General features: G+C 58.8%; 22 protein-coding genes. 12 read left to right on the forward strand and 10 right to left on the reverse strand.

Going from position 1 to position 26612, the window contains the following annotated elements; translation table 11 throughout:
- From F759_RS43655 to F759_RS0116465, 6 genes are all read left to right on the forward strand, one after another.
- Nucleotides 1–227: hypothetical protein (locus F759_RS43655; RefSeq protein ID WP_036024584.1), on the forward strand; the 227-nt coding region annotated here is incomplete at its 5' end.
- Nucleotides 228–373: 146 nt separating this feature from the next.
- Nucleotides 374–730, forward strand: coding sequence for a MarR family winged helix-turn-helix transcriptional regulator (locus tag F759_RS40900; protein WP_244438847.1), 357 nt, complete (start codon nt 374–376; stop codon nt 728–730).
- A gap of 918 nt (nt 731–1648) precedes the next feature.
- Nucleotides 1649–1969, forward strand: coding sequence for a DUF4148 domain-containing protein (locus tag F759_RS0116445; RefSeq protein ID WP_027800829.1), 321 nt, complete (start codon nt 1649–1651; stop codon nt 1967–1969).
- A 123-nt stretch (nt 1970–2092) separates the two neighbouring features.
- A complete protein-coding gene (locus tag F759_RS0116450; protein WP_027800830.1) occupies nt 2093–3163 on the forward strand; it encodes an SDR family NAD(P)-dependent oxidoreductase in 1071 nt (356 codons plus the stop codon).
- A 571-nt stretch (nt 3164–3734) separates the two neighbouring features.
- Nucleotides 3735–4277 (forward strand): heme-binding beta-barrel domain-containing protein, encoded by a 543-nt coding sequence (locus F759_RS0116460; protein WP_244438848.1) that lies wholly within the window; start codon nt 3735–3737, stop codon nt 4275–4277.
- 384 nt (nt 4278–4661) lie between these two features.
- Nucleotides 4662–5999, forward strand: a complete 1338-nt coding sequence (locus F759_RS0116465; protein WP_027800832.1) for a ferredoxin reductase family protein — start codon at nt 4662–4664, stop codon at nt 5997–5999.
- Nucleotides 6000–6042: 43 nt separating this feature from the next.
- Here the strand turns inward: F759_RS0116465 and tcuC are convergent, their stop codons facing one another.
- Entirely contained in the window at nt 6043–7365 is a 1323-nt protein-coding gene (gene tcuC, locus F759_RS0116470; protein ID WP_027800833.1) for an MFS transporter, read from the reverse strand.
- A 727-nt stretch (nt 7366–8092) separates the two neighbouring features.
- Between tcuC and F759_RS0116475 the strand changes: the two genes are divergently transcribed.
- Genes F759_RS0116475 through F759_RS0116490 form a run of 4 tightly spaced genes read left to right on the forward strand, consistent with a single transcriptional unit; the run spans nt 8093 to nt 11337 of the window.
- Nucleotides 8093–8467, forward strand: coding sequence for a hypothetical protein (locus tag F759_RS0116475; RefSeq protein WP_027800834.1), 375 nt, complete (start codon nt 8093–8095; stop codon nt 8465–8467).
- A gap of 57 nt (nt 8468–8524) precedes the next feature.
- On the forward strand, nt 8525–9202 hold the full coding sequence (locus F759_RS0116480; protein WP_027800835.1) for a response regulator transcription factor: 678 nt from the start codon (nt 8525–8527) through the stop codon (nt 9200–9202).
- 7 nt (nt 9203–9209) lie between these two features.
- The gene (locus F759_RS0116485; protein WP_407668539.1) at nt 9210–10613 is read left to right on the forward strand and encodes a sensor histidine kinase; all 1404 of its coding nucleotides are present in this window, start codon (nt 9210–9212) and stop codon (nt 10611–10613) included.
- A gap of 22 nt (nt 10614–10635) precedes the next feature.
- The gene (locus tag F759_RS0116490) at nt 10636–11337 is read left to right on the forward strand and encodes a response regulator transcription factor (protein ID WP_322787091.1); all 702 of its coding nucleotides are present in this window, start codon (nt 10636–10638) and stop codon (nt 11335–11337) included.
- Nucleotides 11338–11671: 334 nt separating this feature from the next.
- Here F759_RS0116490 and F759_RS0116495 read toward each other — a convergent pair whose 3' ends face one another.
- Complete coding sequence (locus F759_RS0116495) at nt 11672–11959, reverse strand: DUF4148 domain-containing protein (RefSeq protein ID WP_027800838.1); 288 nt, start codon at nt 11957–11959, stop codon at nt 11672–11674.
- A 322-nt stretch (nt 11960–12281) separates the two neighbouring features.
- Here F759_RS0116495 and F759_RS0116500 point away from each other — a divergent pair, with 322 nt between their 5' ends.
- On the forward strand, nt 12282–13463 hold the full coding sequence (locus F759_RS0116500) for a porin (RefSeq protein ID WP_027800839.1): 1182 nt from the start codon (nt 12282–12284) through the stop codon (nt 13461–13463).
- An 89-nt stretch (nt 13464–13552) separates the two neighbouring features.
- Here F759_RS0116500 and F759_RS0116505 read toward each other — a convergent pair whose 3' ends face one another.
- From F759_RS0116505 to F759_RS0116520, 4 genes are all read right to left on the reverse strand, one after another.
- A complete protein-coding gene (locus F759_RS0116505; RefSeq protein ID WP_027800840.1) occupies nt 13553–14995 on the reverse strand; it encodes an efflux transporter outer membrane subunit in 1443 nt (480 codons plus the stop codon).
- Nucleotides 14988–16193 carry an efflux RND transporter periplasmic adaptor subunit gene (locus tag F759_RS0116510; RefSeq protein WP_027800841.1) on the reverse strand — a complete coding sequence of 402 codons (1206 nt, stop codon included), beginning with the start codon at nt 16191–16193 and terminating at the stop codon, nt 14988–14990. Before F759_RS0116510 ends, F759_RS0116505 begins: the two co-directional genes overlap by 8 nt.
- A complete protein-coding gene (locus tag F759_RS0116515; protein ID WP_027800842.1) occupies nt 16183–19452 on the reverse strand; it encodes an efflux RND transporter permease subunit in 3270 nt (1089 codons plus the stop codon). The genes F759_RS0116510 and F759_RS0116515 overlap by 11 nt, the downstream gene beginning before the upstream one ends.
- A gap of 432 nt (nt 19453–19884) precedes the next feature.
- Complete coding sequence (locus tag F759_RS0116520) at nt 19885–20808, reverse strand: LysR family transcriptional regulator (protein WP_027800843.1); 924 nt, start codon at nt 20806–20808, stop codon at nt 19885–19887.
- 388 nt (nt 20809–21196) lie between these two features.
- On the opposite strand from F759_RS0116520, the gene F759_RS0116525 reads away from it, so the two are divergent.
- A complete protein-coding gene (locus F759_RS0116525; protein ID WP_027800844.1) occupies nt 21197–22363 on the forward strand; it encodes a porin in 1167 nt (388 codons plus the stop codon).
- A 184-nt stretch (nt 22364–22547) separates the two neighbouring features.
- On the opposite strand, the gene F759_RS0116530 is transcribed toward F759_RS0116525, so the two are convergent.
- From F759_RS0116530 to F759_RS0116545, 4 genes are read right to left on the reverse strand one after another with little or no spacing between them, the layout of a single operon-like run.
- Nucleotides 22548–23900, reverse strand: a complete 1353-nt coding sequence (locus F759_RS0116530; RefSeq protein ID WP_027800845.1) for an amidase — start codon at nt 23898–23900, stop codon at nt 22548–22550.
- Entirely contained in the window at nt 23897–24901 is a 1005-nt protein-coding gene (locus F759_RS0116535; protein WP_027800846.1) for an ABC transporter substrate-binding protein, read from the reverse strand. Before F759_RS0116535 ends, F759_RS0116530 begins: the two co-directional genes overlap by 4 nt.
- Nucleotides 24902–24942: 41 nt before the next feature.
- Nucleotides 24943–25797 carry an ABC transporter permease gene (locus F759_RS0116540; protein WP_027800847.1) on the reverse strand — a complete coding sequence of 285 codons (855 nt, stop codon included), beginning with the start codon at nt 25795–25797 and terminating at the stop codon, nt 24943–24945.
- Nucleotides 25794–26570 carry an ABC transporter ATP-binding protein gene (locus F759_RS0116545; protein ID WP_027800848.1) on the reverse strand — a complete coding sequence of 259 codons (777 nt, stop codon included), beginning with the start codon at nt 26568–26570 and terminating at the stop codon, nt 25794–25796. Before F759_RS0116545 ends, F759_RS0116540 begins: the two co-directional genes overlap by 4 nt.
- Nucleotides 26571–26612 lie beyond the last annotated feature (42 nt).

The following is a 26612-nucleotide window of genomic DNA, read 5'->3' on the forward strand; positions in this document are numbered from 1 at the left end:
TTCTCGAACCAGGCTCGCTCGTCTGCCCGCTCTTCTTCAGCCATCTCGCTCGCGCAATGACTATAACGCGTGCCAGGTTACCAGGTTTCGTGGCTGAAATGTGGGTAATCACAAGGTGGGTTGGCCGATTACTAGATGTCGCCGAAGGGCCGTTGATCGTCGGCAACGCAGAGATCATTCAGATCTTCAATCCGATTCTCGCGACGGTAAACAGCCAGCCGCAATGATCCGCTGTAGCAAAGGGTAAGTCGGTCGTCATTGTGATGCGGTAAAACGTGAGGCCCTTGCTAACGATATTGCGCTTTAATGAACACATGTTCGATCACTGACTTCACTTCAATTCTTCCGCGCTTGCGCGCCTCGCTGAGCGTGAATGGGCGGCCGTGTATGCACCATTCGGCCTGACGCAGCGCAAGGATTTGTCCTGCGGGTGGTGCTTGCATCGCCCGGTTGCCTGAGCAGTCAGGTCGCGGAGACATTAGGCATCGCCCGTTCCACCGCCACCAGACTTATCGACAATCTCTCTGAAAAGCGATTAGTCGAACGCCGTCAAGCTGAATCGGATGGCAGGGAGTGGTGCGTTTACCCAACGCGTTCAGGCAAAGCGCTTGGCCGACCGATAAATGACGCCAGTGCAGAGATCGCTAAAGCGCTGCGCGCGAAAGTTGGGCCGGAACTATTCGAATCAGCTGTCTCCAGCATGCACGGAATCAGGAAGGCGCGTACATAAGGCTCGGCTTTTCATCTCCAATGATTGTTTTGCTAATTAATGCAGAAAAAATAATGAGAAACGTACAGACACAAGTTCCTGCTATCCGGCGCTCGTTGCAGCGAGGACGGCCGAAGCCCGGGGATGGAGTGCGATCGACGGTGGGTATCGCGATAGCAGTAGCGGCGATCGCATTGCTGCTCGCTTGAACGCGGTCTTCGTACGAGTACATGGACGACGCCCAAGTAGTCCAACATTTCGTCCGTACCCCCCGCGGGTCAGGATTTCGTGCAATCAACAAGCAAATTCATTGCTGACGCCATCAGCCCACCGGATGTCGGGAATCATTCGCCCGAGCGACCAGCAACCATTCGCTGAACAACTGCGCTACTCCGCTGGAAACGATTGGACGGCGCTCAACGTCTCCCCTCCCGCCACGAAAAGTTTGCGTAGGCCTTCGTCCAGCAGCCTGAGCGACAGCCGCGAGCCCGGTTTCGACAAGATGCCCCGCCTGTTCAACGCCCAACCCCCGTCGCACCGCGTCCACTGATAGATGAACAGTGTCGGCAGCGGCGGGATGATCGCCGTCGTTCAAGAGCGCTTGCAGCACGACGACCGGCGCACATCGTTTTCATTTTAGGTCATGCCGGCGCGCGCATCCTCGGTCTGTCGTTCAACGCTGCTGCAAGAGCTGCCTTACGTGTCCACCCGCCTTTTAACAGCCGACACGTCCCGCATTCATTGCGTTCGTCGGAAATGCGGGGACCACGCCCTGCAATCCAGCCAGTTTTCATTAACTATCCTTCACGTTCGGGATGCGTAAGCGCGGCGATCGGCTAGATATCGTGATGGCACGCACTCACGTCGTCGCACACCGGTTTCTTACGGTCAACAACGGCGGTTTGTGATTTCTTCAAATCTCTCAAACCAGGAGCCCACATGAAAGGTCGATTCAAGATGGCCTCGGTCATCGCCTTGATGATAGTTAGCGTATCCGTTAACGCTGCGGAGAAATTGTCGGCAAAGGAATGTCAGTCGTATCCCTTTGTAGCGGCCAATGGCGGGATCACACATGGCGACCTCATTCGGGAATTGTCGGAGCTTGAATCGGTGGGGTATGAGCCGGCCCGGAACGATCCGCAATATCCGGCGGGTCTTAGGCGGGCGGAGAAGCGCCTGCATGCAAAGTTCATTACCGATTGCGGGCCGACATCGCAAGAGTCCGCGAAGGGTAGCGCAGATGCCCGGGTCAGTTCCTAACCGGTTGGCACCGCCTACGCCCGCGTGAACTGCTCGGGGCATCAGGGCTCCGCATATCACAGCGTCGTCGCCTGCCGTCATGTTCGACGGGCTCATTAACCCAGATCTGAAAGGAGCATCGAATTGGTAACCCAGGAAAAAAAATTTGACGTCACCGCGGATGATCCCGATCGCTCCCGAAGGAAGCTACTAGTTAGCGGCGGCGCGGCCACGGCTGCTGTACTGCTATCAGGCGTCGCGCAGGCCCGGAAGTCGCCCAGCGGTGCGCCGACTATGGATGGGCTGCCGGTGCCAGTGCCGCCGCCTGGCAAGACGGCGGGACCGATCATCGCTGGCCGGGATTCCAAGCTGGAGGGACGCGTTGCGGTCGTTACCGGGGCAGCTCGCGGAATCGGCCGCGCCATTGCGGTCGAGTTGGCAGCAAATGGAGCGGACGTCATTGCGCTCGACATTTCAGGACCGGTCAGCACAGCCTCTGATGCAGCGGCCGCCACGCCGCAAGAGCTTGCCAAGACAGTCAGCATGATCGAGGCGTATGGGCGCCGCGCCGAAGGTATTCGCGCGGACATCCGGGACATCGGCGCCTTGCGCGCCGCGGCCAATCGCATCGAACAGCGTTACGGAAAAATCGACATCGTCGTCGCCAACGCAGCCATTCAGTACTGGAAGCCACTTCTGGACCTTCAGGACACAGAGTGGACGGACGTCATCGACAATAACCTGAACGGTACCGCAAATACTATTCGAGCATTTGCACCAATGATGGTGACCCGCAACTATGGCCGCATCATCGTGGTTTCTTCGATGCAGGGACGGCACGGTACCAAGGACGCTGCAAGTTATGCGGCGTCCAAGTGGGGCATCTTTGGTCTGATGAAGTCGGCGGCACTCGAACTCGGTCGCTACAACATTACAGTCAACGCCATAGTACCAGGGCTCGTCGCCACCGCTTTGACGCTGTATGAAAAGCGACTGACGGAAAGCGTCGGTGAAACCGGCTACCACAAACCGAACGGCCTGCTGACGCCGCAGGAAGCGTGGGACCGCCGCGCGGCAACGATGCCGCTTGGCGTCGGATGGGTGCAGCCGGAAGACGTCTCGCCTGCGGCGGTGTTTCTCGCTTCGGATGCCGCTGCAATGATCACCGGCTCGGAAATCGAAGTGACGGGCGGCGATAGCGCGAAAAGTCTATAGAGGCCTTTTCCCAGATTCAATAGAGTGGCACGCGCCAGTCACAGTCTACGGTGCCAGTCGCTGCACTGCGATGCAGAGCCACAACAATCATCAACCACGATGACGGCGGCATCAGATTTTGCGACGCAATCGTCATGGACAGCGCGTCAGGCTGCATCACGACCAATGACCACATTCAAGGAATTAGCGTGGGGAACGGTAGAACTCAGACAAGTGCTGATCGCCCATCTAAAGGCGCGAGTGCTTGATGTAACCCGGAGGAAAATCCGGGTTACATCTGAGAGATCCTCGATGTCAGTGCTGCCACGCTCGCCATTCGGCCGAGGCGGCCGACGCGTTTGACGTTTCCGTTGGAGCCACGCACCGATATCGGCGCAGTCTGAAGAGTGAGATGAAATCTAGAATTGCGAGACATAGAACAATTCAAGCTCCGTTCCCATGTCAAACAATTGCCAAAGAAAACTCCTCTCGAATAATGGAATGCAGGAGATGAATAAACACTTTTGTTTTTCTTGCAATCGCCCTCTCGACTATGTCCACAGCGTATGCACAAGGAACCGTCATTAAAGGAATGGATTTCGGTCCCTTAGCCAAGCTCGCCGGCACCTGGAAAACCATCGCGACCGGTGGCGTGGATGTGGCGCCCGGACAGGTAGGATCCAAAGTAGGCACAGGCAATCCCGCGATAGAACCTTATTACGAGCAGTTAACCTTTGAACCCGCAGCGGACGCGACGAACGCCAGTGATCAATACCTGGTGGCAATGGCCTACACGCTTCAGGTCTTCAGTAAAAGGGACAACAAACAGTTCCATGACCAACGCGGCTATCTGATTTACGACAAGAAGAAACAGATTGTCTATGACTCGTTTTGTATTCCCAGGGCTGTCTGTGTCGTGGCGGAAGGAAAAGCCGGGGATAAGATGACCTTAACGTCACAATCCAAAGGCATAGCTGAATCTCAGTACATGGCAAAAAACGACGCAACAAGCGTTTTCTCGATCACGTTCGAGCTGACGGGAGATACATTGAGATACGCGCAAAAAACGCAACTACATGTCTACGGCAAGTCGTTCGCGCACATTGACTCAAGCGCCCTCAGCAAGGCAAGCTAGCAGCTTGAGGTGCGCGCCCTCGCCACGCACTCGCCGCGACCTTCCGCAGCATCGCGATCCGGCCCATTGCATTGTCAGTGTACATAAAGATAACTTCATGTCCGGCAGCTGAATATTTAGGCTGTACGCGCTACATTGGCTCATCCGCGAACCTTGTTCGGCTGCGAACGACGGCGACAGGGTGTGGGCAAGAGAGGCGATTGGTCGGAAGCTTCTTTCCCGATCTGCCCGCCTTCAACATCACTCCGATCCCCTCCCCGGCTAGTGATCGATTGCGTCTGCCTGGCTCGGTCAGACAAATGGCATGCCGTTTCGATCGTGTTCCCAGCTCCAGGGCGGCTTGAACGACTGCCCACCGGAGTCACACTGCGGCGCATCGAAATCATGAAAAACATCAGACTAAGCTATCTGCTTTTGCTGACAGGGCTCACCTTGCTCTGGCTAGTTGCCGAGAGCTCATCGCCCGGCTCGCGTGGATTCCGCGCGTTGCAACTGTCGATGATCAATTTGACCGGCATTCTTGCGATCGGATGCATGAGCGCGGCACTCTTTATGGCAATCCGCCCGAACAGCATCGAGCGCTTTCTCGGCGGCCTCGACAAGATGTACCGTCTTCACAAATGGCTGGGTATAAGCGCACTGGTGCTTTCGACCGTTCACTGGCTGTGCGCAAAATCTCCAAACTGGCTGATCGGCCTGGGGTGGATGCAAAGGCCGTTGCGCGAGCGCGGCTCGTCAGGCGCGGTCGGCCCTTCAGCGCTCGTCCGGATTCTAGCCGCGCAGCATGGGCTCGCGAAAGGGATTGGCGAGTGGGCATTCTACGCAACGGTCGCAATCGTTGTCATTGCGCTGCTAAAAGCCTTCCCCTACCGCCAATTCTTTAAGATACATCGACTGCTAGCAGTTGTGTATCCGTTGTTGGCGTTCCATGCAGTGGTGCTCATGAACCGTAGTTACTGGACCACAGCACTTGGTCCGACAATAGCACTGCTCATTTTCATGGCCATGCTGGCTACGGCCGTCTCGCTGTTGCGCCGCGTTGGCCGAACGCGACGAGCAGTCGGACATATCGAGAAACTCGTGCATTACCAGGACATGCAGGTACTAAGCATCGTCATCAAACTGAAGAACCGCTGGTTGGGCCATGCCGCCGGGCAATTTGCCTTCGTTACGTTCGACAAGGACGAGGGTGCGCATCCCTTCACAATTTCCTCGGCATGGCACGACGACGGCAAGATACGCTTTCATATCAAGAACATTGGCGATTACACAAGGCAGTTGCCGGCCGTTCTAAAAGCCGGCGACCAGGCCAGCGTTGAAGGGCCGTATGGCCGCTTCGACTTTCGTAGCGACAAACAAAGACAGATATGGATCGCTGGCGGCATCGGGATAACCCCGTTTCTCGCGCGAATGCAGGCGCGAGAGCGGCATTTCGATCTGCGCGCGGTAGACCTGTTTCTCTGCACTAACGCAATGGACGAAGAGTTCGTTCGTGAGGTCGGTCAACTAGCAATCGGCGCGAGCGTACGCCTCCACCTGCTGATTAGCGGCAGGGATGACCGTCTGACAGGTCAGCGCCTCCGTGAGATCGTACCAGACTGGACGTCCTCCGACGTGTGGTTCTGCGGGCCGGCAAGTTTTGGCCGAAGCTTGCGGCAGGATCTGATTGCGCATGGATTAGCGCATCAAGACTTCCATCAGGAACTGTTCGACATGCGGTAATCCAGATCCGCCACCACATGGGAAAGCGACTGTGAGACTAGGGTCACTGAACAGACTGGGATTCGCCCGCTGAAGACAGACGCACAGACGCCGGTTTATGCCGGCACAAAGCCAAGGTGCCGACAAATGAGCACGCCGCCGCAAGGCTCAACCACCACGCTGGTGCCGCATTGTCGTGGGTTATATGGATGATTGCTGTGGAAATTGCCGGCGTGAAGCCGCCGAATAGCGCAGTGGCAACACTGTAAGCGAGCGAGAAACCCGCAACACGCACCTCTGGTGGCATCACTTCCTCAAGGGACACGACCATGGCACCGTTGTACATGCTGTAGAGAAAGGAAAGCCAAAGAAGCACCGCTAGCATTTTGCCGAAGGTCGGCGCGTCGGCCAGAAATGAAAGCGCGGGGTACGCGGTGACAACCGCTAGCACAGTCGTCGACAGTAGCAGCGGGCGACGCCCTATCCTGTCTGACAATGCGCCGCTAACCGGCAGCCAGAAAAAGTTGGAAAGGCCGACATAGACGGTCACGAGCAGGCTGTCCGCCGTGCCCAGGCGCAAGGCAGTTTTGCCGAAGGTTGGCGCATAGACCGTAATGAGGTAAAAGCTGGTCGTGGTCATGGCTACCTGCATGGCTCCAGCCACGACAATCTTCCAGTTGACGGCCAGCGTGCGGATCACGTCGCGCATTGCCGGTCGATTCTGTCGGCTCTTGAATTGCTTTGTTTCCTCGAGCTTGTATCGGAGCTTGAATACCAACGGCACAGCCAGGCAACCGACGAAGAATGGAACACGCCATCCCCATGCTGCGACTGATGCGGCATCCATCAGCCCATTTAGCGCGAACCCGAGACTCGCCGCGACGACGATCGACAACTGCTGACTGGCTGATTGCCAACTGGTAAAGAACCCTTTCCTTCCTGGCGACGCCAATTCCGCCAGGTAAACAGAAACCCCGCCGAGTTCTGCGCCCGCCGCGAAGCCTTGCAGCAAGCGGCCAATCAGCACGAGAGCAGGCGCCAGCAGCCCAATTGTCGAGTACCGAGGCACGAAGGTTATCAATAAGGTACCGCTGGCCATGAGCCCGAGCGTCATGATAAGGCCCTTGCGTCGACCGACATCATCGATATAGGCGCCCAGAAATACCGCGCCAAGCGGGCGCATGAGGAACCCGGCGCCAAACACGGCAAAAGTGGAGATTAGGGAAGCAAACTCGTTATGCAGAGGAAAGAAGGCGGCGGCGATCTGCGTGGCGTAAAAGCCGAAGAGAAAAAAATCGAACTGCTCAAGAAAATTGCCGGCTGTCACGCGGAAGACGGCAATAATCGGCGAGCGCCGGCGGTGGGAGTCTGTTGAACTGGGCAGCATGGATTGTCTCCAAGGAATTGCGATCTCCTGTTTGTTGGCGTTTTTCAGATGCCGGCTATCATCGTTCGGGCACCGAACAAAGGCAGCGAATCGCCGTAGTTGCGATATGACGATCACGACGTTCATCCTGACTTGCCGGGCAAGGCAGTTAGCCGACCGCTTGGGTACTAAACGCGCAAAGAGGCTGCTAACCAGCGTAGTCTGCTGCCCGTATCAGTTCGCTACCCAAACGATGAAGATTAGTTAATCTCTTTGCACGTCGAATCTGTCGCGGGCCGCTGGTCGGTGATAGCGTGCCGTCGTTAACGCAAGAGGCGCGTCAACCGCGCGCGCCTGTCGTGCGCGGCCCGGATTACATGCAGCCTTGACCTCATGCATCAGACGTTCACTATCGTCGAGCGTACGGTTGACGACGGTCACCGGCGGTCACCGGCGTCGTTTCTAGAAGATGGCAGACGGCCCGACATATCGCCTCCGGGGCCAGCACGTTGAAACATGCGCGTGGTAAGCCGCCACCGTGGTCGGCGCCGCATTAAATTTATTTAATGTCGGGGAGAAGGCCCCGAAATGCCACCGCGACTAAGCTGGCGACAAGCCTTTTGCACGACGGAAATTATGGGATCGTCTCGTGCTTAAACAAAGTTTCATCAAAGCAGTGCGCTCCTTCAGATTACTGGGTTTTCTGCGCGCAATAATGGCCACGGACAATCTATCCGAGGAGCACGCAATGCCGCAAGCAATGAGCCTGGAAGTCGTCAACGAATACGGGAAACCTGCGATACGCATGGCTATTGAAAATGCAGCCGTGCTGCTCGACGCAGAGGACATCGACGAATTGATTCACCATCTGAGTTACCTGCGTGCAGGGATGCGCCCCGACGTTCCCATGCAGCCACCCGCGCGGCAGCAGTTTGTACTCGAGATGGACCCGTGCTGGCATACCGAAAAGCATCCGTTGTATGACGGTGTGGTACTGATCCTTCGGCATAGCGGGTTGGGATGGGCCGGATTCGCGCTGCCAACGCACAGCCTTGCAGAACTTCGCGAAGCGATAAACCAGCATCTGGCGGCCCTCGACCATGAGCATTGCATGCCGAACTAGCGCATAGCGCGCGATCGCCCTGTCGACCCAGATCCAAACGCAGATCCAGGAAAAATGATGTCAAGAGTCTTGACCATAGAAGACGATGAGACGACCGCACGCGAAATCGTGCGAGAGCTAAACGATCGCGGCTTCACCGTCGATTGGGTTGCGGACGGCCGCGAGGGAATGGCGCGCGCTTTCAGCGACGAGTACGATGTAATTACGCTCGATCGCATGCTACCGGGCGCTGACGGCCTGACGATACTGAGGACAATGCGAGGTATCGGCATTCAGACGCCGGTGCTCATGTTGAGCGCGCTGGGCGATGTCGACGAACGCATTCGCGGCTTGCGCGCCGGCGGCGACGACTACCTCACAAAACCATTCGACGCCGACGAGATGGCAGCACGCCTGGAAGTATTGTTGCGCCGCCGGCAGGTGCAACCGGCACAATCCGAGGTGGCTTTGCGAGTCGGTCCTCTCGAGCTCGATCTGGTCGCACGCACGGTCAAACGCGACGGCAAAGAGATCGTGCTGCTACCTACCGAATACCGTGTGCTCCAATACATGATGCGCCATGCAGGTCAGACAATCACCCGCACGATGCTGTTCGAAGCAGTATGGGGTTATCACTTCGACCCGGGCACCAACCTGATAGACGTCCATATGGGACGCCTGCGCAAGAAAATCGATCCGCCGGACATGCAACCCTTAATCCAGACCGTACGCGGGTCAGGATATTTACTTGGCTAGCGGCGTCGTGACTGACCACGCGTTTCCATCGCGGCCGGTGCCGGGCGGCAGTTGGCATTCAACGACCTTGCGCATAGTGACGGTCTACGCTGTGATCTTCTCCGTCTCACTTATGCTGCTTTTAGTGCTGGTCGAGCGTTCGGTCACGTTCGTAATGAACCGTGAAACGGATGCCGTCCTGCACTGGCAATTGATCTATTTCGATACTACTTCCGTCGACCGTCTCGCCGACGCCGTTCGCCGGCGTTCTGAACACGAACGCATGCACCCCAACTTTTACGGCCTGTTCTCTTCCGACGGACAGCACCTAGCTGGTGACATACTCGTCCGTCCACCTGGTGTTACCGTTGATCGCGTGGGTATCACACTCGAAGATAAGCTCGTACTCGGAGGCAATGAAACAGCCCCTGTAGTTCGCATCATGGCCGCCCAGCGCGCAAACGGTGACACACTGGTGATCGCGAGAGATCTCACCCATGTCTTACGCATACGGGCCGCCACGATCACCGCGCTGATCGGCGGTGGCCTTTTGTGTCTTAGTGCAGGCGTCATTGCCGGACTGGCACTCAGTGTCAGACAGCTTCGCCGCCTGAAAGCAATTCGGCGGGTGACCCAGTGTATTGCGCAACGCGGCGACCTCACACAACGCCTGCCGACTGAGGGCCACGATGAAATCGGTATGCTTGCTCAACTCGTCAACCACATGCTTGCCGAAGTCGAGAGGCTGATGAACGAGGTTAAGGGGACCTGTGATGGAATCGCTCACGATCTCAGAACGCCCCTCGGCCATATACGTACATCTCTGCTGCACATTGACGAGCGAATAGCCGAGCCACCGGACAGAGAACTGAAGAAGCTAGTCAATGACGCGCGGCGCGACACTGATGCGCTATTGGAGCGCTTTCGTGCAATGCTGCGCATCTCGGAAATTGGAAGCCTGCAACGTCGCGGCGGCTTCGAGGAGATGCAACTGGCACCGCTTCTAACGGAAGTGGGCGAGCTCTTTGAACCGCTGGCCGAGAGCCGGTCGATCCGCCTCCTTACGCAAATTGCCAGTGTGGGCACGACGCATGCCGACCGCGCGCTTATCTTCGAAGCTCTCACCAACCTTCTTGACAACGCCGTCAAGTTCACGCCGGACGGAGGCACCGTCATGCTCAAACTCACACGTACACCGCGGGGCCCGCAAATCGACATCACCGATAGCGGTCCCGGCATTCCGGTCGATGAGCGAAAGGCGGTCCTGCAGCGCTTCTATCGCAGCGACCGGACACGGCATTTGCCCGGGTCGGGTCTCGGGCTGAGCATCGTGTCGGCAGTCGTGAATGTGCACGACTACTCAATGCAGATCAGCGATGGAAACCCGGGCACGCGCGTGACGATTCAGTGCTGGACAAAAACATTGATATGACTGATTTCCTCAATCAGCCTTTTTGGCCCAACAGATCATGCGTGTACTACTAGTTACCGGTACGCAACCCGAGGCGGCCTGGCTTCAGAATGCCTTGATCGAGAGTGCACACAGCCTTGAGCGCGTCCACGATTTGAAGGATGCGATCTTCCTGGCAGGGCAAGAGCTCTTTGACGCAGTAATCGTCATGGCGACGGAGACTCCGCCGCATGCCTGCCTGCTAGCTGCGCTGCCCAAGCTCGCGAGCGAAAGCCGAGGCGCACCTATTATCGTAACGCTGGGTGCAGCTCACGCGAAAGAAAGGACGCAGGTGTTGCGAGCCGGTGGTGACGCCTGTTTTTGCCAGCCGTGGTCCTTCATTGAATTGCACGAGCGCATGCAAGCATTGCGGCGTTTTAACCCTGTGGCGGTCCAACGCATAGGACAGGTGTCCGTTTTTCCGGGATTGGAGAGTGGGACGCGGGAGTTGGTCTGCGGAGAGAGGCGACTGCAGTTAACGCGGCGGGAATACATGCTACTCGAGCGTCTGCTGCGCCAGCCGAACGCGCCTGTTTCGCGATCGGACCTGATTCGCTATGCGTGGCCTGATCATGATGACGTAGCTGCGTCGAGCGTCAACCTTGTTATATCGCGTCTGCGTCGCAAGCTCGCGCCGAATTGCCCGGACGTGAACATCGACACATTAAAACGCTACGGCTATCAGCTCACACTGACGAACGCTTGAGACAATCGGGGTAGTCTGCGGCTAGACGCTCTCTGCTCTTCGCATTCGCATCTGGCTCACCGCACGCTTCCCGATCAAGGGAAGCGTGCCATTTATGATCCACCAAAATATACGTTGCAATAGCTTGGTGGGCCCACACATTGATCTGCAGTCTTCGTCGCGTCCGACGCACAGCCGGACAGAAGACCGCTAGCGATGGCCGCCAGGATCAAGGCCATGTGAAACTTCGCGAATCGGCTTGTCTTCATCTCGTTTCCAAATTGCGAGTGCCTATAGGCACCGGTGCCGGCCGGCGACGTCCTAACGCCGCCGGTAGCCGCGGCGATTGAATATCTCAGGGATGCGCATAGATCGTCGAGTTCAGATAAGCGAGCTGCCCATCCTGTTCGGCGTGCACCAGTTCCTGATAGACCTGTGCGCGCGTCTTTGGCGCCACTGGTTGACCATATGGCGGCACCCACTGGCCGCCGGTCGGGCCTGCTGATGTGGCGCCTGATGCGACCTGAGTCGCGTCGGTGGTCCGCTGCGTGCCAGAAGGGGAAGCTGCGGGAGCCGACTGCGCAAAGGCTGACGCGGCCGACAGCGTTCCAGCGAAAATGAGTGCAATTGCCATCCGTTTCATATTCTCGTCCTCAACATTCAGGTTAAATTTGCCGGCCCTGGAGCGTCACGCTTTGCGAGGGCCGGTTATGGAGAGAATAGCGAGCCACCTTTATCGGATGGCTACCGCGACGGTGAAAATTAGTTTATCGAATTAAGTCGCTGTCTTGCCACCGATTGCGTGACGGAAGCAGTTCGGCAGATCAAAAATTCTTCATCTGACCGATGACTATTTTTCATCTGCAGCCGATGGTGTCCGAATACATTCGCGCCAGTCACTCGCCTCGAGGCACGAACTCGTGCCCGAAAGCGTGGCAGACAAACCTATCTCTCAGGAAAAACACATGAATAAAGCATTGGTAACAGCCTGCGCCGCGCTGACCGCGACGCTCGCGTCAGTCGCACACGCGCAAAGCAATGTCACTCTGTACGGAACGCTTGATACGGGTATCGACTATGTCAGTAACCAGAAGACAGCCAACGGTCAGGGACACAACAACTGGATGATGGAAAGCGGCAACCTGAACGGGGACCGTTGGGGGTTGCGTGGCACCGAAGACCTAGGCGGGGGCTTGCACACGGTGTTCGATGTCGAAAACGGATTTAACATTGCCAACGGCAAACTGGCTAATGGTGGAGACGTCTTCGGTCGGCAGGCGTGGGTGGGATTGTCGAGTAGCGCATGGGGCACAGTGACCATGGGGCGCCAATACGACTTCCTCGTCGACTTTGTCGCGCCCTTGTCGGCAACCGGATCGGGCTTCGGCGGAAATATCGCGGATCACCCGTTCGACAATGACAACCTTGCTAACGACTTCCGCATGAACAACGCGGTCAAGTACCGGAGCCCGGACTACCACGGGTTCAAATTCGGCTGGGCTTACGCATTCAGCAATGCGGCTGGCGGCTTCAGCAACAACAACGCATTCAGCGCCGGCGCAGCATGGTCGGGCGGCCCGGCTAGCCTGGCAGTCGGATACTTTCAGGGCAATCATCCGGGCGGCGTCGACGCGCCCTCAAATACAGGTGGTGCTATCAGTAGCAGTGACGGCGACGCGATGCTGACCGGCGCGCGTCAACGCATCCTCGGCGCAGCGGGCCGTTATGCCTTCGGGCCCGCCACTGTCGGCCTGGTAGTCACTCGGACCATCATGGACGACCCAGCTCAAGTCGCGCAAGGCGGTACGTACGTCGCTCTGAAAGGGGACCTCTTGACGTTCACCAACTACGAACTGAACGCGCGATATGCGCTTACGCCGGCACTGAGTCTAGGCGGCTCTTATACCTTCACCGACGGTCACTTTAGCAGCGCGAGTGGCGTCGCATCGCCGAAATGGAATCAGGTGATGCTGCAAGCCGACTATGCGCTGTCGCACCGTACGGATGTCTACCTCGAAGGGGTCTATCAGCATGTGTCCGGCGCCAGCGGTATATCGGCGCTCGGAAACGCCTCCATCTTTACGCTCGCGCCGTCAGCAGGCAATCAGCAGACCGTGGTCGCAATGGGCTTGCGCCACCGCTTCTAGACGTCACCCTAAGCTCACGCTTTAAACGACGAGCAGGACGCCTGGCGTTGAACCGCTGCGAGGCATCCTGCTCTCCGAAACCCGACCGTTCACTTCGTGGTTATAGACATGGCTGCGTCGGCAGGTTCGTTGGTCCACCCACCTCCTAACGCCTCTATCAGCGCAGCGGAGGCGATCAACTTGCGAGTTTGCAAATCCAGCAGCAAGGTTTGCGTTTCGAGTTCCATTGTCTGCGCAGTGACGACATCCAGATAGCTCACGACGCCATCGCGGTAACGCGACATGGATAGCTCGAGCGTACGCTGAGCGGCCGCGAGCGCGAGTCCCTCCTTCGTAGACTCGTTGCCGAGGTAATGCAGTTGCGAAAGCTGATCTTCGACCTGCTGTACTGCCAGCAGCACCGCCGCCTTGTACTTCTCGCCGTTTTCCGCCAGCTTTGCCTGCGCCTGCCTCGTGACAGCCGCTCGCCGGCCGCCGTCGAACAAGGTCATCAGCAGGTTCGGACCGATCGCCCACATCTCGTTCGGTGCCGCCAGCCAAGGCGACAAAGTGGTGCTTTGATAACCGCCGTCAAGACCTAGCGAGACATCCGGAAAAAATGCCGCTTTGGCGACGCCAATCTGTGCGTTCGCCTGCGCGACGCGGCGCTCGGCAGCCGCAACATCCGCTCGACGTTGCAGCAGCGCGAGAGGCATTCCCGCCGGAATCGATGGCAGGTACGTCGCGTCGACGGTCGGCGCAAGCGAAAACTTCGACGCCGGTTTGCCCGTAATGGTCGCGATCGCATGTTCGTACAATGCCCTTCGCGCCGATACGTCTTCGACCGACGCGCGTGCCGATTCGAGCTGGGTCTGAGCACGCGACACATCCAGATCGGATGCAATGCCGCCGACGTGCCGGCTTTCAGTCAACTGCAATGCATGCTCATAGGCATGAACGGTATCCGCCAGCAATTGGTGCTGTTGATCGAGGCCACGCAGACGGAAATACGCCTCGGCGAGCTTTGCCTGCAAACTCAATCGCAATGACTCGATGTCGTACTGGCTCGCCTGCTCCGCCGCCTTGCCCGCGACAACCTCGTTGCGCACCTTTCCCCAGAGATCGAGGTCGTAGTTGAAGCCGGCGTCGACAGTCGCCGAATTATAGAGCGCCGGTTGATTCGCGCCCCGCAATGGCCGGTTGTCGGACTGACGCGAGCGTGACAACTGCGCGTAAGCGCCGATGGTGGGAAAGAGGCCAGCGCGAGCCTGGTCCAGATATGCTTGCGCTTCGTCGTGGCGGGCAATCGCCGCGGCCACGTCGGGGTTGGCGCTCGCCACCCGGCTTTCCAGTTCGTCGAGAACCGGATCGCGATAAACGGTCCACCATGCACCGCGCGGCATACGGTCGGCAGGCTGCGCGAGTTCCCATCCCCGTGCCTCCTTGAACGTGCTCGGCATGGCCGACGACGGTACCTTATACGGCGGCGCGAACGAACAGGCGCTAACGAGCGCAGCGGCAGTCAGGACCGTGCATACGCCACGCCTAACCATGACTGGGCTCCACTTCATTGTGCTGTGTCAGCGCTGTCGTCGCGGATGTCGAAGTAAATTGCACTGGATCGCCGTTTGCCAGTGAGTCAGGTGGGTTGTCGATCACGCGGTCGGTGGCAGTCAAACCCGATGCAATTACAACCTTCGTACCGAGGTCGGTAGCGACGCTCACCTGCTTCAGCACTGCGCGATTGCCAGGACCGACCACCGCCACTTGCAAACCGCTTTCCCGGAACATCAGCGCACTAGCAGGAATTGTCATTGCATGGTTGTCCGTGGGCAGATCGAAATGAACTTCGGTGTATTCGCCCGGAATCAGCACGCCGCCAGAATTGTCGACGGCCAATTGCACCAACAGCGTCCCGGAAGAAGGCGTGATGGAGTCGTCAGTATCGACGAGCTTTGCGGAGAACTGCATGCCGGGGCGTTCGGGCACGGTCAGACTCGCGATCAGTCCGGGCCGGATTACGGCAGCTTCGTTTTGCGGCACGCTGACGTACACGCGCAGCCGCCGCGCGTCCGAGACGGTGAACAACTCCGGTCCACTGCCGCCGCCCGCGCTGATCAGCGCGCCGACGTCGGTCTTACGCGCTGTCACGACGCCATCAAAAGGTGCGGTGATCCGTTTGAACGATTCAAGGGCCTCAAGCCGCGCAACATTCGCCTGGTTCGCTGCGACCATTGCCCGCTTTGCCGCAAGGTCGCCGGTCTTTTCGTCTGTTTCCTGCTGTGATACGGAGTCCTGCTGCAGCATCTCGGTCCACCGGCGCGACGTGGATGCCGCGAGCGTTTCGTTCGCCTGCGAGGTACGCAGATCCGCACGTGCCTGGGCGAGTTGCTGATCGAGATCGGGTGTATCGATTTCGCCTAGCAACTGTCCGGCCTTTACGTGCGCGCCAATGTCCGCATACCACGCATGCAGATACCCGGAGACGCGCGCATAGATCGGCGCCTTCACATAGGCGGACAATTGACCTGGCAAGACCAGAGCCTGCGCAGAGCTGTCATGCAACGGTGGGTTGGCGACGACCGTCGGTATCGCCCGCGCGGCCGACCAGCTGGCCATCTGCTCCTTCGCATGGATGCGCGTCGCGATACCCGTTGCTGCAACGCCTGCCGCAGCCAGCAGAGCGACGATACCTGCGAGTTTGAGGGGCCGTAGCCGCCGCGGCGCTGCTACTTCGATGTCAGTTGACATGGATGACTCCAGGTTCGGAAGATGAATGATCGTGTGAGTCGTGTTCAGGTTCGCCCGGCCCAGCGTGAGGTGGGGCGGCATCGCGCCGATGCACGAGACTGAAGACGACCGGAACGAACAGCAAGGTGGCGCAGGTTGCGCAGATCAGGCCGCCGATAACGGCTCGTCCGAGCGGCGCGTTCTGCTCACCGCCGTCGCCGAGACCCAGCGCCATCGGAGCCATGCCGATGATCATCGAGAGTGCCGTCATTAACACAGGACGAAACCGTGAGAAGCCCGCTTCGAAGGCCGCCCGCAGGGCGTCGTGAGTCACCGCGAGCCGTTCGCGTGCAAAGCTGACAACTAGTACGCTATTTGCAGTTGCCACACCCATGCAAAGAATCGCGCCAGTGAGAGCCGGCACCGACAGCGGCGTGTGCGTCGCAAACAGCATCCACACGATGCCAGCCAGCGCCGCAGGCAACGCTGAGACGATCACAAAGGCGTCGCCCCACGAATGGAAGTTGACGACGATCAGCAGATAGATGAGCGCGATCGCACCGACGAGGCCAAACAGCAGCCCGGTGAATGCGCTATTCATGGTCTGCACCTGACCTCGCAGCGTTACCGTCGAGCCTTTGGGTACATCTTTCGCTGTTGCATGCACGATACCGTCGATGTCGCTCGCGACCGCACCCAGATCGCGGCCCTGCGGAGTGGCGTAAATATCAAACAGCGGCTCGATGTTGTAGTGCGATACCACCGCGCTGCCGACGCCGCGCGTGATACTGGCGACACCGCCGAGCAATTGCGAGCGGCCACTTGCGTCTGTTACCGGGAGATTCTCGAGACTGGACAGCGATGCCATCCAGTATTCGGGGGTTTGCGCGACGATCGGGTACGAAACCCCGTTCGTTGGATTGAGCCAGTACGCGGGCGCCACCTGGCTCGTACCGGCGAGCGTTGCTACGACGGAGTTCGTCACATCCTCCTCGCTAATGCCCAGTCGTCCCGCGTGAGAGCGGTTCACCGCGATGGTGAACTGCGGATAAGTGACCGCCTGCTGGATACGGCTATCGGCAATACCGGAGACCATCCGCACACGTCGCAACAGTTCGTTCGCGTACCGATGATTCCCGGCCTGGTCCGGCCCCGCGACTTGCAGATCGATCGGTGCCGGTGCGCCGAAATTCAGGATCTGGCTAACGATGTCCGCGGGCAGGAAAGAGAAGGTCGTACCTGGAAACTCTACGGGTAGCACTTCGCGCAGCCTTTTCACATATCGCGCCGTTGGCTCGTGATTCTCACGAAGCGAGATCATGATGTCGCCATCCTGTGAGCCGATGGTGCCGCTGTTGTTGTATGTCAGGTTGATACCGCTGACTGGCAGGCCAATATTGTCCACCACGCTGCCAAGTTGACCCGGCGGAATAACCTGGCGAATGGTGTTTTCAACGTGATCGAAAATAGTTGCCGTATTTTCGATGCGTGTCCCAACCGGCGCGCGCACATGCAAGGCGATCTCACCCGCGTCGATGTCGGGAAAGAAGTTCCGTCCGAGCCACGGTGAAAGTAGGAAAGACACGCATACGACGGCCAGTACGCCGACCACAAAGCGCTTCGGGTGCGTCAGCACAAGGCCGAGAAGCACACGGTACACACCTCGCACGCGTTCAAAGCATTGCTCGAAGCCGCGCTGGAAGCGCACGAACGGATTGCGCGACGTTGGACGTGTGGACATGCTGCCGTGAGAGTCGATTATCGCCGCGAGTTCACCGCTTGCATGCCCACCCGACGCATGCGGCGCGAGCAGGTACTGCGCCATCATCGGCACAAACGTTCGCGACAGAATGAACGAAGCGATCATCGCAAACATCACGGCTTCGGCCATCGGCACGAAAAGGAACCGCGCAATGCCGTCGAGCAACAGCATCGGAACGAACACGATGCAGATGCACAGCAATGAAACCAGTGCTGGCGTGACGATCTGCTGCGCGCCGTCCATGATCGCCCGCTGCACATCTTTCCCCTGTTCCAGGTGCCAGTTGATGTTCTCAATGGTGACCGTGGCGTCGTCGACAAGTATTCCTACTGCGAGCGCGAGCCCGCCTAGCGTCATCACGTTCAGCGTCTCGCCCATCGCGGAAAGCGCCGCCACTGCCGCGAGCAAGGCTAGCGGAATCGACGCCGCGATGATAAGCGTGGAGCGCCAACTGCCGAGGAAGAGCAGGATCATGGCGGACGTGAGGGCCGCTGCAATGACGCCTTCACGCACCACGCCGCTCACGGCACCCTTGACGAACTTTGACTGGTCGCCCATCGTGACCAGCTTCAATTGCGGGGGAAGCGAAGCTTCGACGAGCGGCAGTTTCGCCTTGACGCCAGAAATGATGTCGAGTGTCGAAGCGGACCCGTTCTTCAGGATACTCATTAGCACCGCGCGGCGGCCGTCCACCCGGACAATATTGGTTTGCGGCGGATATCCGTCCCGTACATGCGCGACATCGCGAATGTAGATTGTCGCGTCGCCGTCCACTTTCACAGGTAGCGCATTCAACTCGTCGAGGTCTACTGGACTATTATTCAGCTTGACGTTGTACTGGAATGCGCCAACCTTCTGCGTGCCGGCAGGGATGATCTGGTTCTGCCGGGCAAGCGCCGCGGCGACGTCTTCTGCCGACAGCTTTCTCGCCTGCAACGCTTTGGGATCGAGGTCAATCTGCACCTCTCGCGTCTTTCCGCCGTATGGCGTCGGAATAGCGACCCCCGGCACACTCAGCAATTGCGGGCGAATCGCGTTTGTCGCATAGTCAGCCAGTTGCTGCTCGTCGAGTGTGTCGCTTGTCAACGCTAACTGCAATACCGGAACAGTCGATGCGTTGTAGTTGAGAATCTGCGGCGGAGTCGTGCCGGGTGGCATCTGCTTGAGCACAGTCTGCGAGATCGATGTGACCTGGGCCGTCGCGGTACGGATGTCGACCGTTGGCTGAAAAAATATCTTGACGATGCCGTATCCCGTGAACGACTGCGATTCAATATGCGCAACATCGTTCACTGTCGTACCGAGCGTGCGCTCGTAGTAAGTAACGATTCGACCCGCCATGTCGTCAGGCTGTAGCCCCGTATAGCTCCATACGACGCTGATCACCGGAATGCGGATGTCGGGAAAAATGTCCGTCGGTGTGCGCAATGCCGATAAAGGGCCCAAAAGTAAAATCAGCATCGCGAGCACGATGAATGTATAGGGCCGCGTCAACGCCAGCCTGACCAGTTTCAACATCGGAACAGCTCCATTCAGGAAAGCGCATGGTCATCGCGCGCATGCATCGGTATACGATCGAGGCATGAAACGCCTGTTTATGAGGGGATTCTGAACGCGGAGCGCTAACAGAGTCCTACCTCGAACATTAAGGAAGTTTTAGTTCACGAGACTCGTATGAACCGGAGCTGGAGATAAAGCTTAGAGGTCTGGGACGCTTCTATGCATTGCCGCCGCTGGAGAGCGTGCGACTGCCGCTCTCCAGCCGCCCCATGTACAGTGTTCGGCGTGGTGGCACTACGAACAGACAGCCGCGTAGCGCTTAAAGCGCGGCTCGGCGACATCCGAATTGCCGCGAAGAACTGATGCCCGTTACGCACCAGGCTACGTCAGCAGCTATCAGGTGCTGCACGGAGGGTGCGACGAAGCCCCATCAAAACGACGGCCTCCAGTTCACGCGACGGCCTTAAGGAACGACGCACCATCGATAATGCGATAGTGGTCCACCGCAAAGTCTACGAAACTCCGCACCCTTCTTGACAATAGCCCGGGCGACGAATACAACGCGCACAGATTTCTCGCGCCGCTGCCGACATTGAATTCTTTAAACAGCTTGACCAGTGCCCCGCTTTGCAATTCCGGTTCAACTATCGAACTTGGTAACAAAGCGATTCCCAGGTCGTGCATGCATGCGGACTTCAGCATCGCATAGCTGGAAGACGCGATCCCGGCAGATGCGGTGACGCGTGAGACCCGGTTGCGATCCAGGAATTCCCAGCAACGAGCCCCGGTCCCTGACCGGTATAACAGCGTGTGCCGGGTGAGATCCGATGGGAGATTCGGCGTGTCGTGGCTGGACAGGTACTGGGGCGACGCGACGACAACTTGCGGAATGCGCAGCAGTGGACGGCAGACGAGCGCTGAACTGAATCGCCCAGGATCGTCCGAGAAGCAGACGTCAAAACCACCTTCGACCATATCGATATGGACATCGAAAGTAGTCACCTCGAAAGAGACGCCGGGATGCAAGTCCCGGTAGGACGCAACCAGTCGTACGAGCCCGCCGTCAGCGAACGTTGCGACGCTCGCAATCCGCAGTGCCCCGCGCAACTCCCGGGTCGACTGAACCAGGGACGTCTCCATTTCGTCCAACTGTTCGATGATTGCGCGACAACCCTCAAGGTAATCGCGACCGGCCTCCGTTAGCGAGAGCGTGCGGGTGGTCCGGTTGATCAAGCGGGTGTGCAGATGAGCTTCCAGTAAACCAATGCTGCGTGTGACCGATGCAGCTGATAGGCCCAGTTGTCTCGCGGCCAGATTGAAGCTGCCGAGGCCGACCACCCGGGTGAAGACACGCATCGCCTGAAGCTGATTCATGATGCAATGGTCCATGGTTGAACAATGGATACATCATTGCTTACTCCCCTTAAAGTGCTCGCTCCACGTTTGTGAAGCCTTTTTTAGTTTTGCCTCGCCATCACCAACAAAAATAGTAAGTCAAGCGGGGGGTAGCCAAATACAACGGCTCGCGCTGCCGCATCACGCCTGGATCCGGGCACTTTCCGCGCCTGGAAAAGTTCACGCGCTTTGTTCGACTTTCCTGAATGCTCGGTTTCATTTTCTTGTGAACGACAGTCAATTCTCGCTACCTAGACTTGCTTGCCTTTCAAGGCGAGTGGCCGAAATTGCGTAGGCAATTTTTCGGTCGATCGTCTGCGGCTCCCTGGCAAATATCATACGGACAACTCTTAAATTGCGAGCGAAAATGAAAAAGACGAACTTGACGTGGGCAGCTTTGGCCTCCTTGATGCTGGTCACCGGCGTAGCGCACGCACAATCAAGTGTGACGCTCTATGGGCTTCTTGATGAGGGTCTCAACTTCACGAGCAACGCAAACGGACACGGCACCTATCAAATGAAAAGCGGTGACACGTACGGCAGCCGTTGGGGCTTGCGAGGCAATGAAGATCTCGGTGGGGGCCTGAAGGCGGTATTCAAGCTGGAAAGCGGCTTCGATACGAACAGTGGACAGGCGAGCCAGGGTGGCCGTCTGTTCGGCCGCCAGGCATACGTCGGATTGTCGTCCGATCAGTACGGTACCCTCACCTTCGGTCGTCAGTACGATACCAGCGTCGATGACCTCGGCTTCGCCGGGCTTACCGCAGCCGGAAATTATGCTGGCGATGTCAACTCGCATCCGTTCGACAACGACAACGCAGACTGGGATTTCCGCGTGAACAACGTTGTCAAGTATGTGAGCCCGACATACCGTGGCCTGACTGGCGAAGCGATGTACGGTTTTAGCAACCAGGCGGGCGGGTTCGCGAACAATCGCACATGGGGCGCGACGTTGAATTACAAGAACGGTGGTTTGACGATGGCGGCGTCCTATCTCAAGCTCGACAACCCCGGCGCGAACTCAAACTCAAGCGGTTCCGTTACCACCGACGCGGTGTTTGCCGGTTCGTCGCAGCAGGATATCGGCGTGGCTGCTTCTTACCGCTTTGCCCATTCGCTGGCCGCACTCGCCTATTCGCATGTCGACGTGTATGACCCGACTTCCAACCCTTATATCGGGTCATCAAGTGGGCCCTCGGGCGGCACATGGAACTCGTGGAAATTCGACAACTTCGAAGCGAATGAGCAGTACTTCTTCCGACCGGACCTGTGGCTCGGCGCAGCATACACGTTCACGGTCGCCCACCTTCACTCGACGAGCGGTTCCTTTACCCCCAAATGGCACCAGGTCGGTCTCACGCTTGACTACGATCTGAGCAAGAGCACGTCAGTCTATGTGCAAGGCGCCTACCAACACGTCGTCAGCGCGCACACCGGCACTAACTTTGACTATGCTTTTATCCCCGCCGCGGCCGCCATGTCTACCAGTGAGAACCAGATGGTCTATCGCGTCGCCATGATTCATCGCTTCTGACGTGGTACGCCACCGCGTGCTCTGCGAATGATGAAGTTCGGCCCAGCGCTCCACGGAGCGCTGGGCCGAGTATCGTGCCCGCAGTTCGCTGCCGGTAAGCGGGGATCGACCGCCTGGGCCCCGTCCAGTTCGACCGGCGCGTCCGCATCATGCGGATCTCTATTGTCCCGGCGTGCCACCGCGTTCAGCTGCGCCGCAACGCCACCGCCGCTTGCCAACCGGTGCGCGCTTCGACCCACTCCGCCAGCATCAGCAAATCCAGGTCGCCGTGAGCGGCGCCCACTAGTTGTGCGCCAAGCGGCAAGCCCGCAGGTCCGAAGCCCACCGGCACAGTCACGGCCGGCACCCCGAGAAAGGTCCACGGCGCGCAGAACGCCGCGTCGCCCGTATAGTCGAGACCGCGCGGCGGTTCGCCCGAGGCTGGCGCGACCAGCAGCGCATCTAGCGCCATCGCACGGGTGAGCCAGTCGTGAAAGCGATGCGCCATCGGCATCTGCGCCGCCTTGATGCCGGCGTAGGCGGTCGCGGGCAGTTTGCGCCCTTCTTCGACGAGACCGCGCATTGCCTGACTCACGAGTTCGGGCGTGCGGTCGACAAGTTCGCCGTGCGTGATGGCAGCTTCCACCGACATCAGTTTCAACGCATGCGCGGGCGTGTCGAAAATCTCCGCCGGCAGATCGACCGTGACAATCTCGGCGCCGTCTCGCGCGAGCTGGGCCGCGAGCCTGTCGAGCGCGGCTTGTTGCGCGGGCTCGATCTCGCCGCCGGCCTGTTTCGACAGCACGCCGAAGCGCGGCGTCCCAGTGCCTCGCGCGGTCGCAGCAGAAAGCGGAACATGCGAGACATGCGGATCAGCTGCGTGCGCGCCAGTGACGAGCGCGAATGCGTAAGCCACATCCGCGACGCTCGCCGCGAACATGCCGACATGGTCGAGCGAGCACGCCAGCGGCAACACGCCCGTACGTGCGATCGCGCCGTAAGTCGGCTTGAAACCGACGATGCCGCAGTACGCCGCCGGCCGGATCACCGAGCCCTGCGTCTGCGTACCGAGTGCGAGCGGCACGATACCCGCCGCCACCGCCGCCGCGGACCCGCTCGACGAACCGCCCGGCGTGAACTCGCCATTCCACGGATTGACGGTCGCGCCCGGCTGACGCCACGCGAATTCGGTGGTCACGGTCTTGCCGATAATCGACGCGCCCGCCGCACGCAAACGCGCGACCACCCACGCATCGTGCTCAGGGCGCCGTCCCTTGTAGGCGGGCGAATTGAATTCGGTCGGCATGTCGGCGGTATCGATAACGTCCTTCACGGCGACCGGCACGCCCGCCAGCGGCGAAGCGACATCGACGGCATTAACGGGCGCGGCGTCCGGTAAATAGCAGAACGCATGCAACGACGCCTGCGATTCGTACGCCGCATGGTAGGCGTGCGACACATACTGCTCGAGCCCGGCCTCGCCCGACGCAACCTCGGCGCGAATCCGGGCGATGGTGGGAATCGGCGCGATGTTGGAAGAAGCAGAGAACATGGTCATGGAAGAGTCGGCAAACGGTGCCATTTCGCGGCAAGCGCCGGCTGGATGTAGCTCTGAACGATGAATCTGTCGTAGTTGGGCTGCTGCTTCAGGTTGCCGAGCGCGATCTGCGTATCCATCGCAACAGTCAGCGCTTTCGGCGTGATCCTGACGTCCTTCGGATACACGCCTTCGTCCAGCATGCGCTTCACGGCTGCGTCGACTACCGCGGGATCGAGCGTCGGGAATTCCTTGCGCGCAATCGCTGCAGTTTCCGCGGGGTGGCTCTGCATGTACAGCAGCGCGTTTTGCAGCCCCTTTACGAAACGCGCGGCCGCGTCGGGATCGACGCTGCGTTTGGCGGAGATCGAAGAGAACGCATATTCGCCATAGAGCTTCGGAAACCCGAGCGCGACTTTCATGCCCTTCGCGACAGCCTGATCGAGACCCGGCTCATACATCACCGCGATCTTCGCCTGGCCGGCAACGAGCGGGCCGATCTCCGAGCCGAGCGGCACCTGAACCAGCTTGACGTCGCTTTGCGACATGCCGTTCTCCTTCAACAGCTTGAAGAACAGCGACGTGCTCGTAGTTGGCATCTGTCCCGACACAACCACCTGATCCTTCACGTCCTTGATGCCGCTAAACCTTGCACCCGGCGCAACCGCGATCCACACTGCCGCGCCGTTTACGACATTGGCAATCACATCGACATCGGCGCCCTTCTCGGCGGCCACGGCCGTCCACTCCGGTCCGTGCAGCGAGAAATCGGCGCTCCCCGACAGCACCGCGGAGAGCGCAGCACTCGGGCTGCCGGCGGTCTGCTTGTTCACGTCGAGTCCCTGCTTTTCGAAAAAGCCGCCGTCGATCGCCACATAGAGCGGCAGATACAGCATCGACTGGAACGCCTGCGAAATAGTCACTTTCTTGTCCGCGGCAAGTGCCGGTGTCGAAACGGCTGCAACGGTCAGTGCCAAAGCGGTACTCAGCGCGGTCAGCGCTCTTCTTGCGGTTAGTGCCATCGTCTGTCCCTGGGTAAAGTGGTTGGAGTGCCGGAAACGCGTTAAACCTTGAGGGTGGTGGTATTCGACGCCTGCCGCCACGGCAGCAGCTTGCGCTCGACCATATCGATAAGGAAGTAAAGGACGAAGCCGATCGCCATTAGCACGAACAGGCCCTCCCACACGGTATTGAGGTCGTACAGGCTCGACGCTGTAAAGATCATGTGTCCGAGGCCTTTCTCAGATGAGATGAACTCGCCCACCACCGCGCCCACCAGACCGAAGCCGACGTTGATCCGAAACGTCGAGATCACGTAGGGCAGCGTGAACGGCACCACCACTTTCATGAACACGTCATTCTTGTTCGCGCCGAGCGTGACGAGCAGCGCCTGCAGGTCTGGATCGGCGTCTTTCGCCGCCTCATAGGCGGCAATCAGCGCGACGATTGCGGTCAGCGAAATAGCCAGCGCGACCTTCGAGATGAGCCCGGTGCCGAACCACAGAATCACGATCGGCGCAAAAGCGATCTTCGGCACACTGTTGATCGCGACGATGAACGGCTCGATCAGCCGCGCGACGAACGGCGAATACCACAGCGCGAGTCCGCACACCGAACCGGCTGCCGTGCCGAACACGAAGCCGAGAATGGCTTCGAAGAGCGTATAGCCTGTGTCGATGAAAAGCTGATGCGATTGCATGTCGCGTAGTAGCGCGGCGAAAATTTTCGACGGCGAACCGACGAGAAAATTCGATACCCAGCCCAGGCGCGCAGCGCCTTCCCATACCGCGAAGAACGCGATTACTGCCGCCAGTTGCAACAGCGAACGGCCCCAGCCGCTGTCGAGCACGAACCGCACTGGAGCTTTCGGCGAGCGCTGGGCCGGCGCGGTTTTGTCCATGGAAGCGGATTGGGTCATGCTGCCTTCACCTCCGTCTGAATATCGAGTTCGCCACACAACGCGTGGAAGTAACCCGCAAAGTTAGGATCACTGCGAGCGCCAATCGGCGAGCGCGCGGCGATGTCGATGTCGTAGATCTTCTTCACCTGCGAAGGCCGGCCGCCAAGTACGACGACGCGCTTCGATAAAGCCACCGCTTCGTCGATGTCGTGCGTGACCAGCACCACTGTCTTGTGAAACGTTTCGACCGCTTCCATCAACACGCCTTCCAGATACAGACGCGTCTGGTAGTCGAGCGCCGAAAACGGCTCGTCGAGCAGGATGATGTCGGGATCGTTGATGAGCGTGCGGATCAACGCCACGCGCTGACGCATGCCGCCCGACAGCATGCGCGGATAGGCATTCTCGAAGCCCGCGAGGCCATACGTATTGAGGTATTCCATCGCCATGTCGCGTGCCTGCGCGGCAGGCATCTTCGAGAGTTCCGGTCCGATCAGCACGTTTTGCAGCACGGTGCGCCACGGCAGCAGCAGGTCGCGCTGCATCATGTAGCCGACCTTGCCACGTAAGCCATCGACGCTTTGCCCGCGATAGACGATATCGCCGCTATCTGCTTCGAGCAGGCCGGCGATCACGTTGAACACCGTAGTTTTGCCGCAGCCCGAAGGCCCGATGATGCTGACGAAATCGCGCTCATGGATATCGAAGGTCAGACCGCCGAGCACGTCGACGGAGCCGAGTTTGTTCGAAAACGATTTACGGATGTTGCGTAACGCAAGTTGAATTGGCATGTGTTCCTCGACGACGTTTCGGAATGCATTTGCGGCACACGG

This window comes from Paraburkholderia dilworthii (assembly GCF_000472525.1).
Classification (GTDB): Bacteria; Pseudomonadota; Gammaproteobacteria; order Burkholderiales; family Burkholderiaceae; genus Paraburkholderia; species Paraburkholderia dilworthii.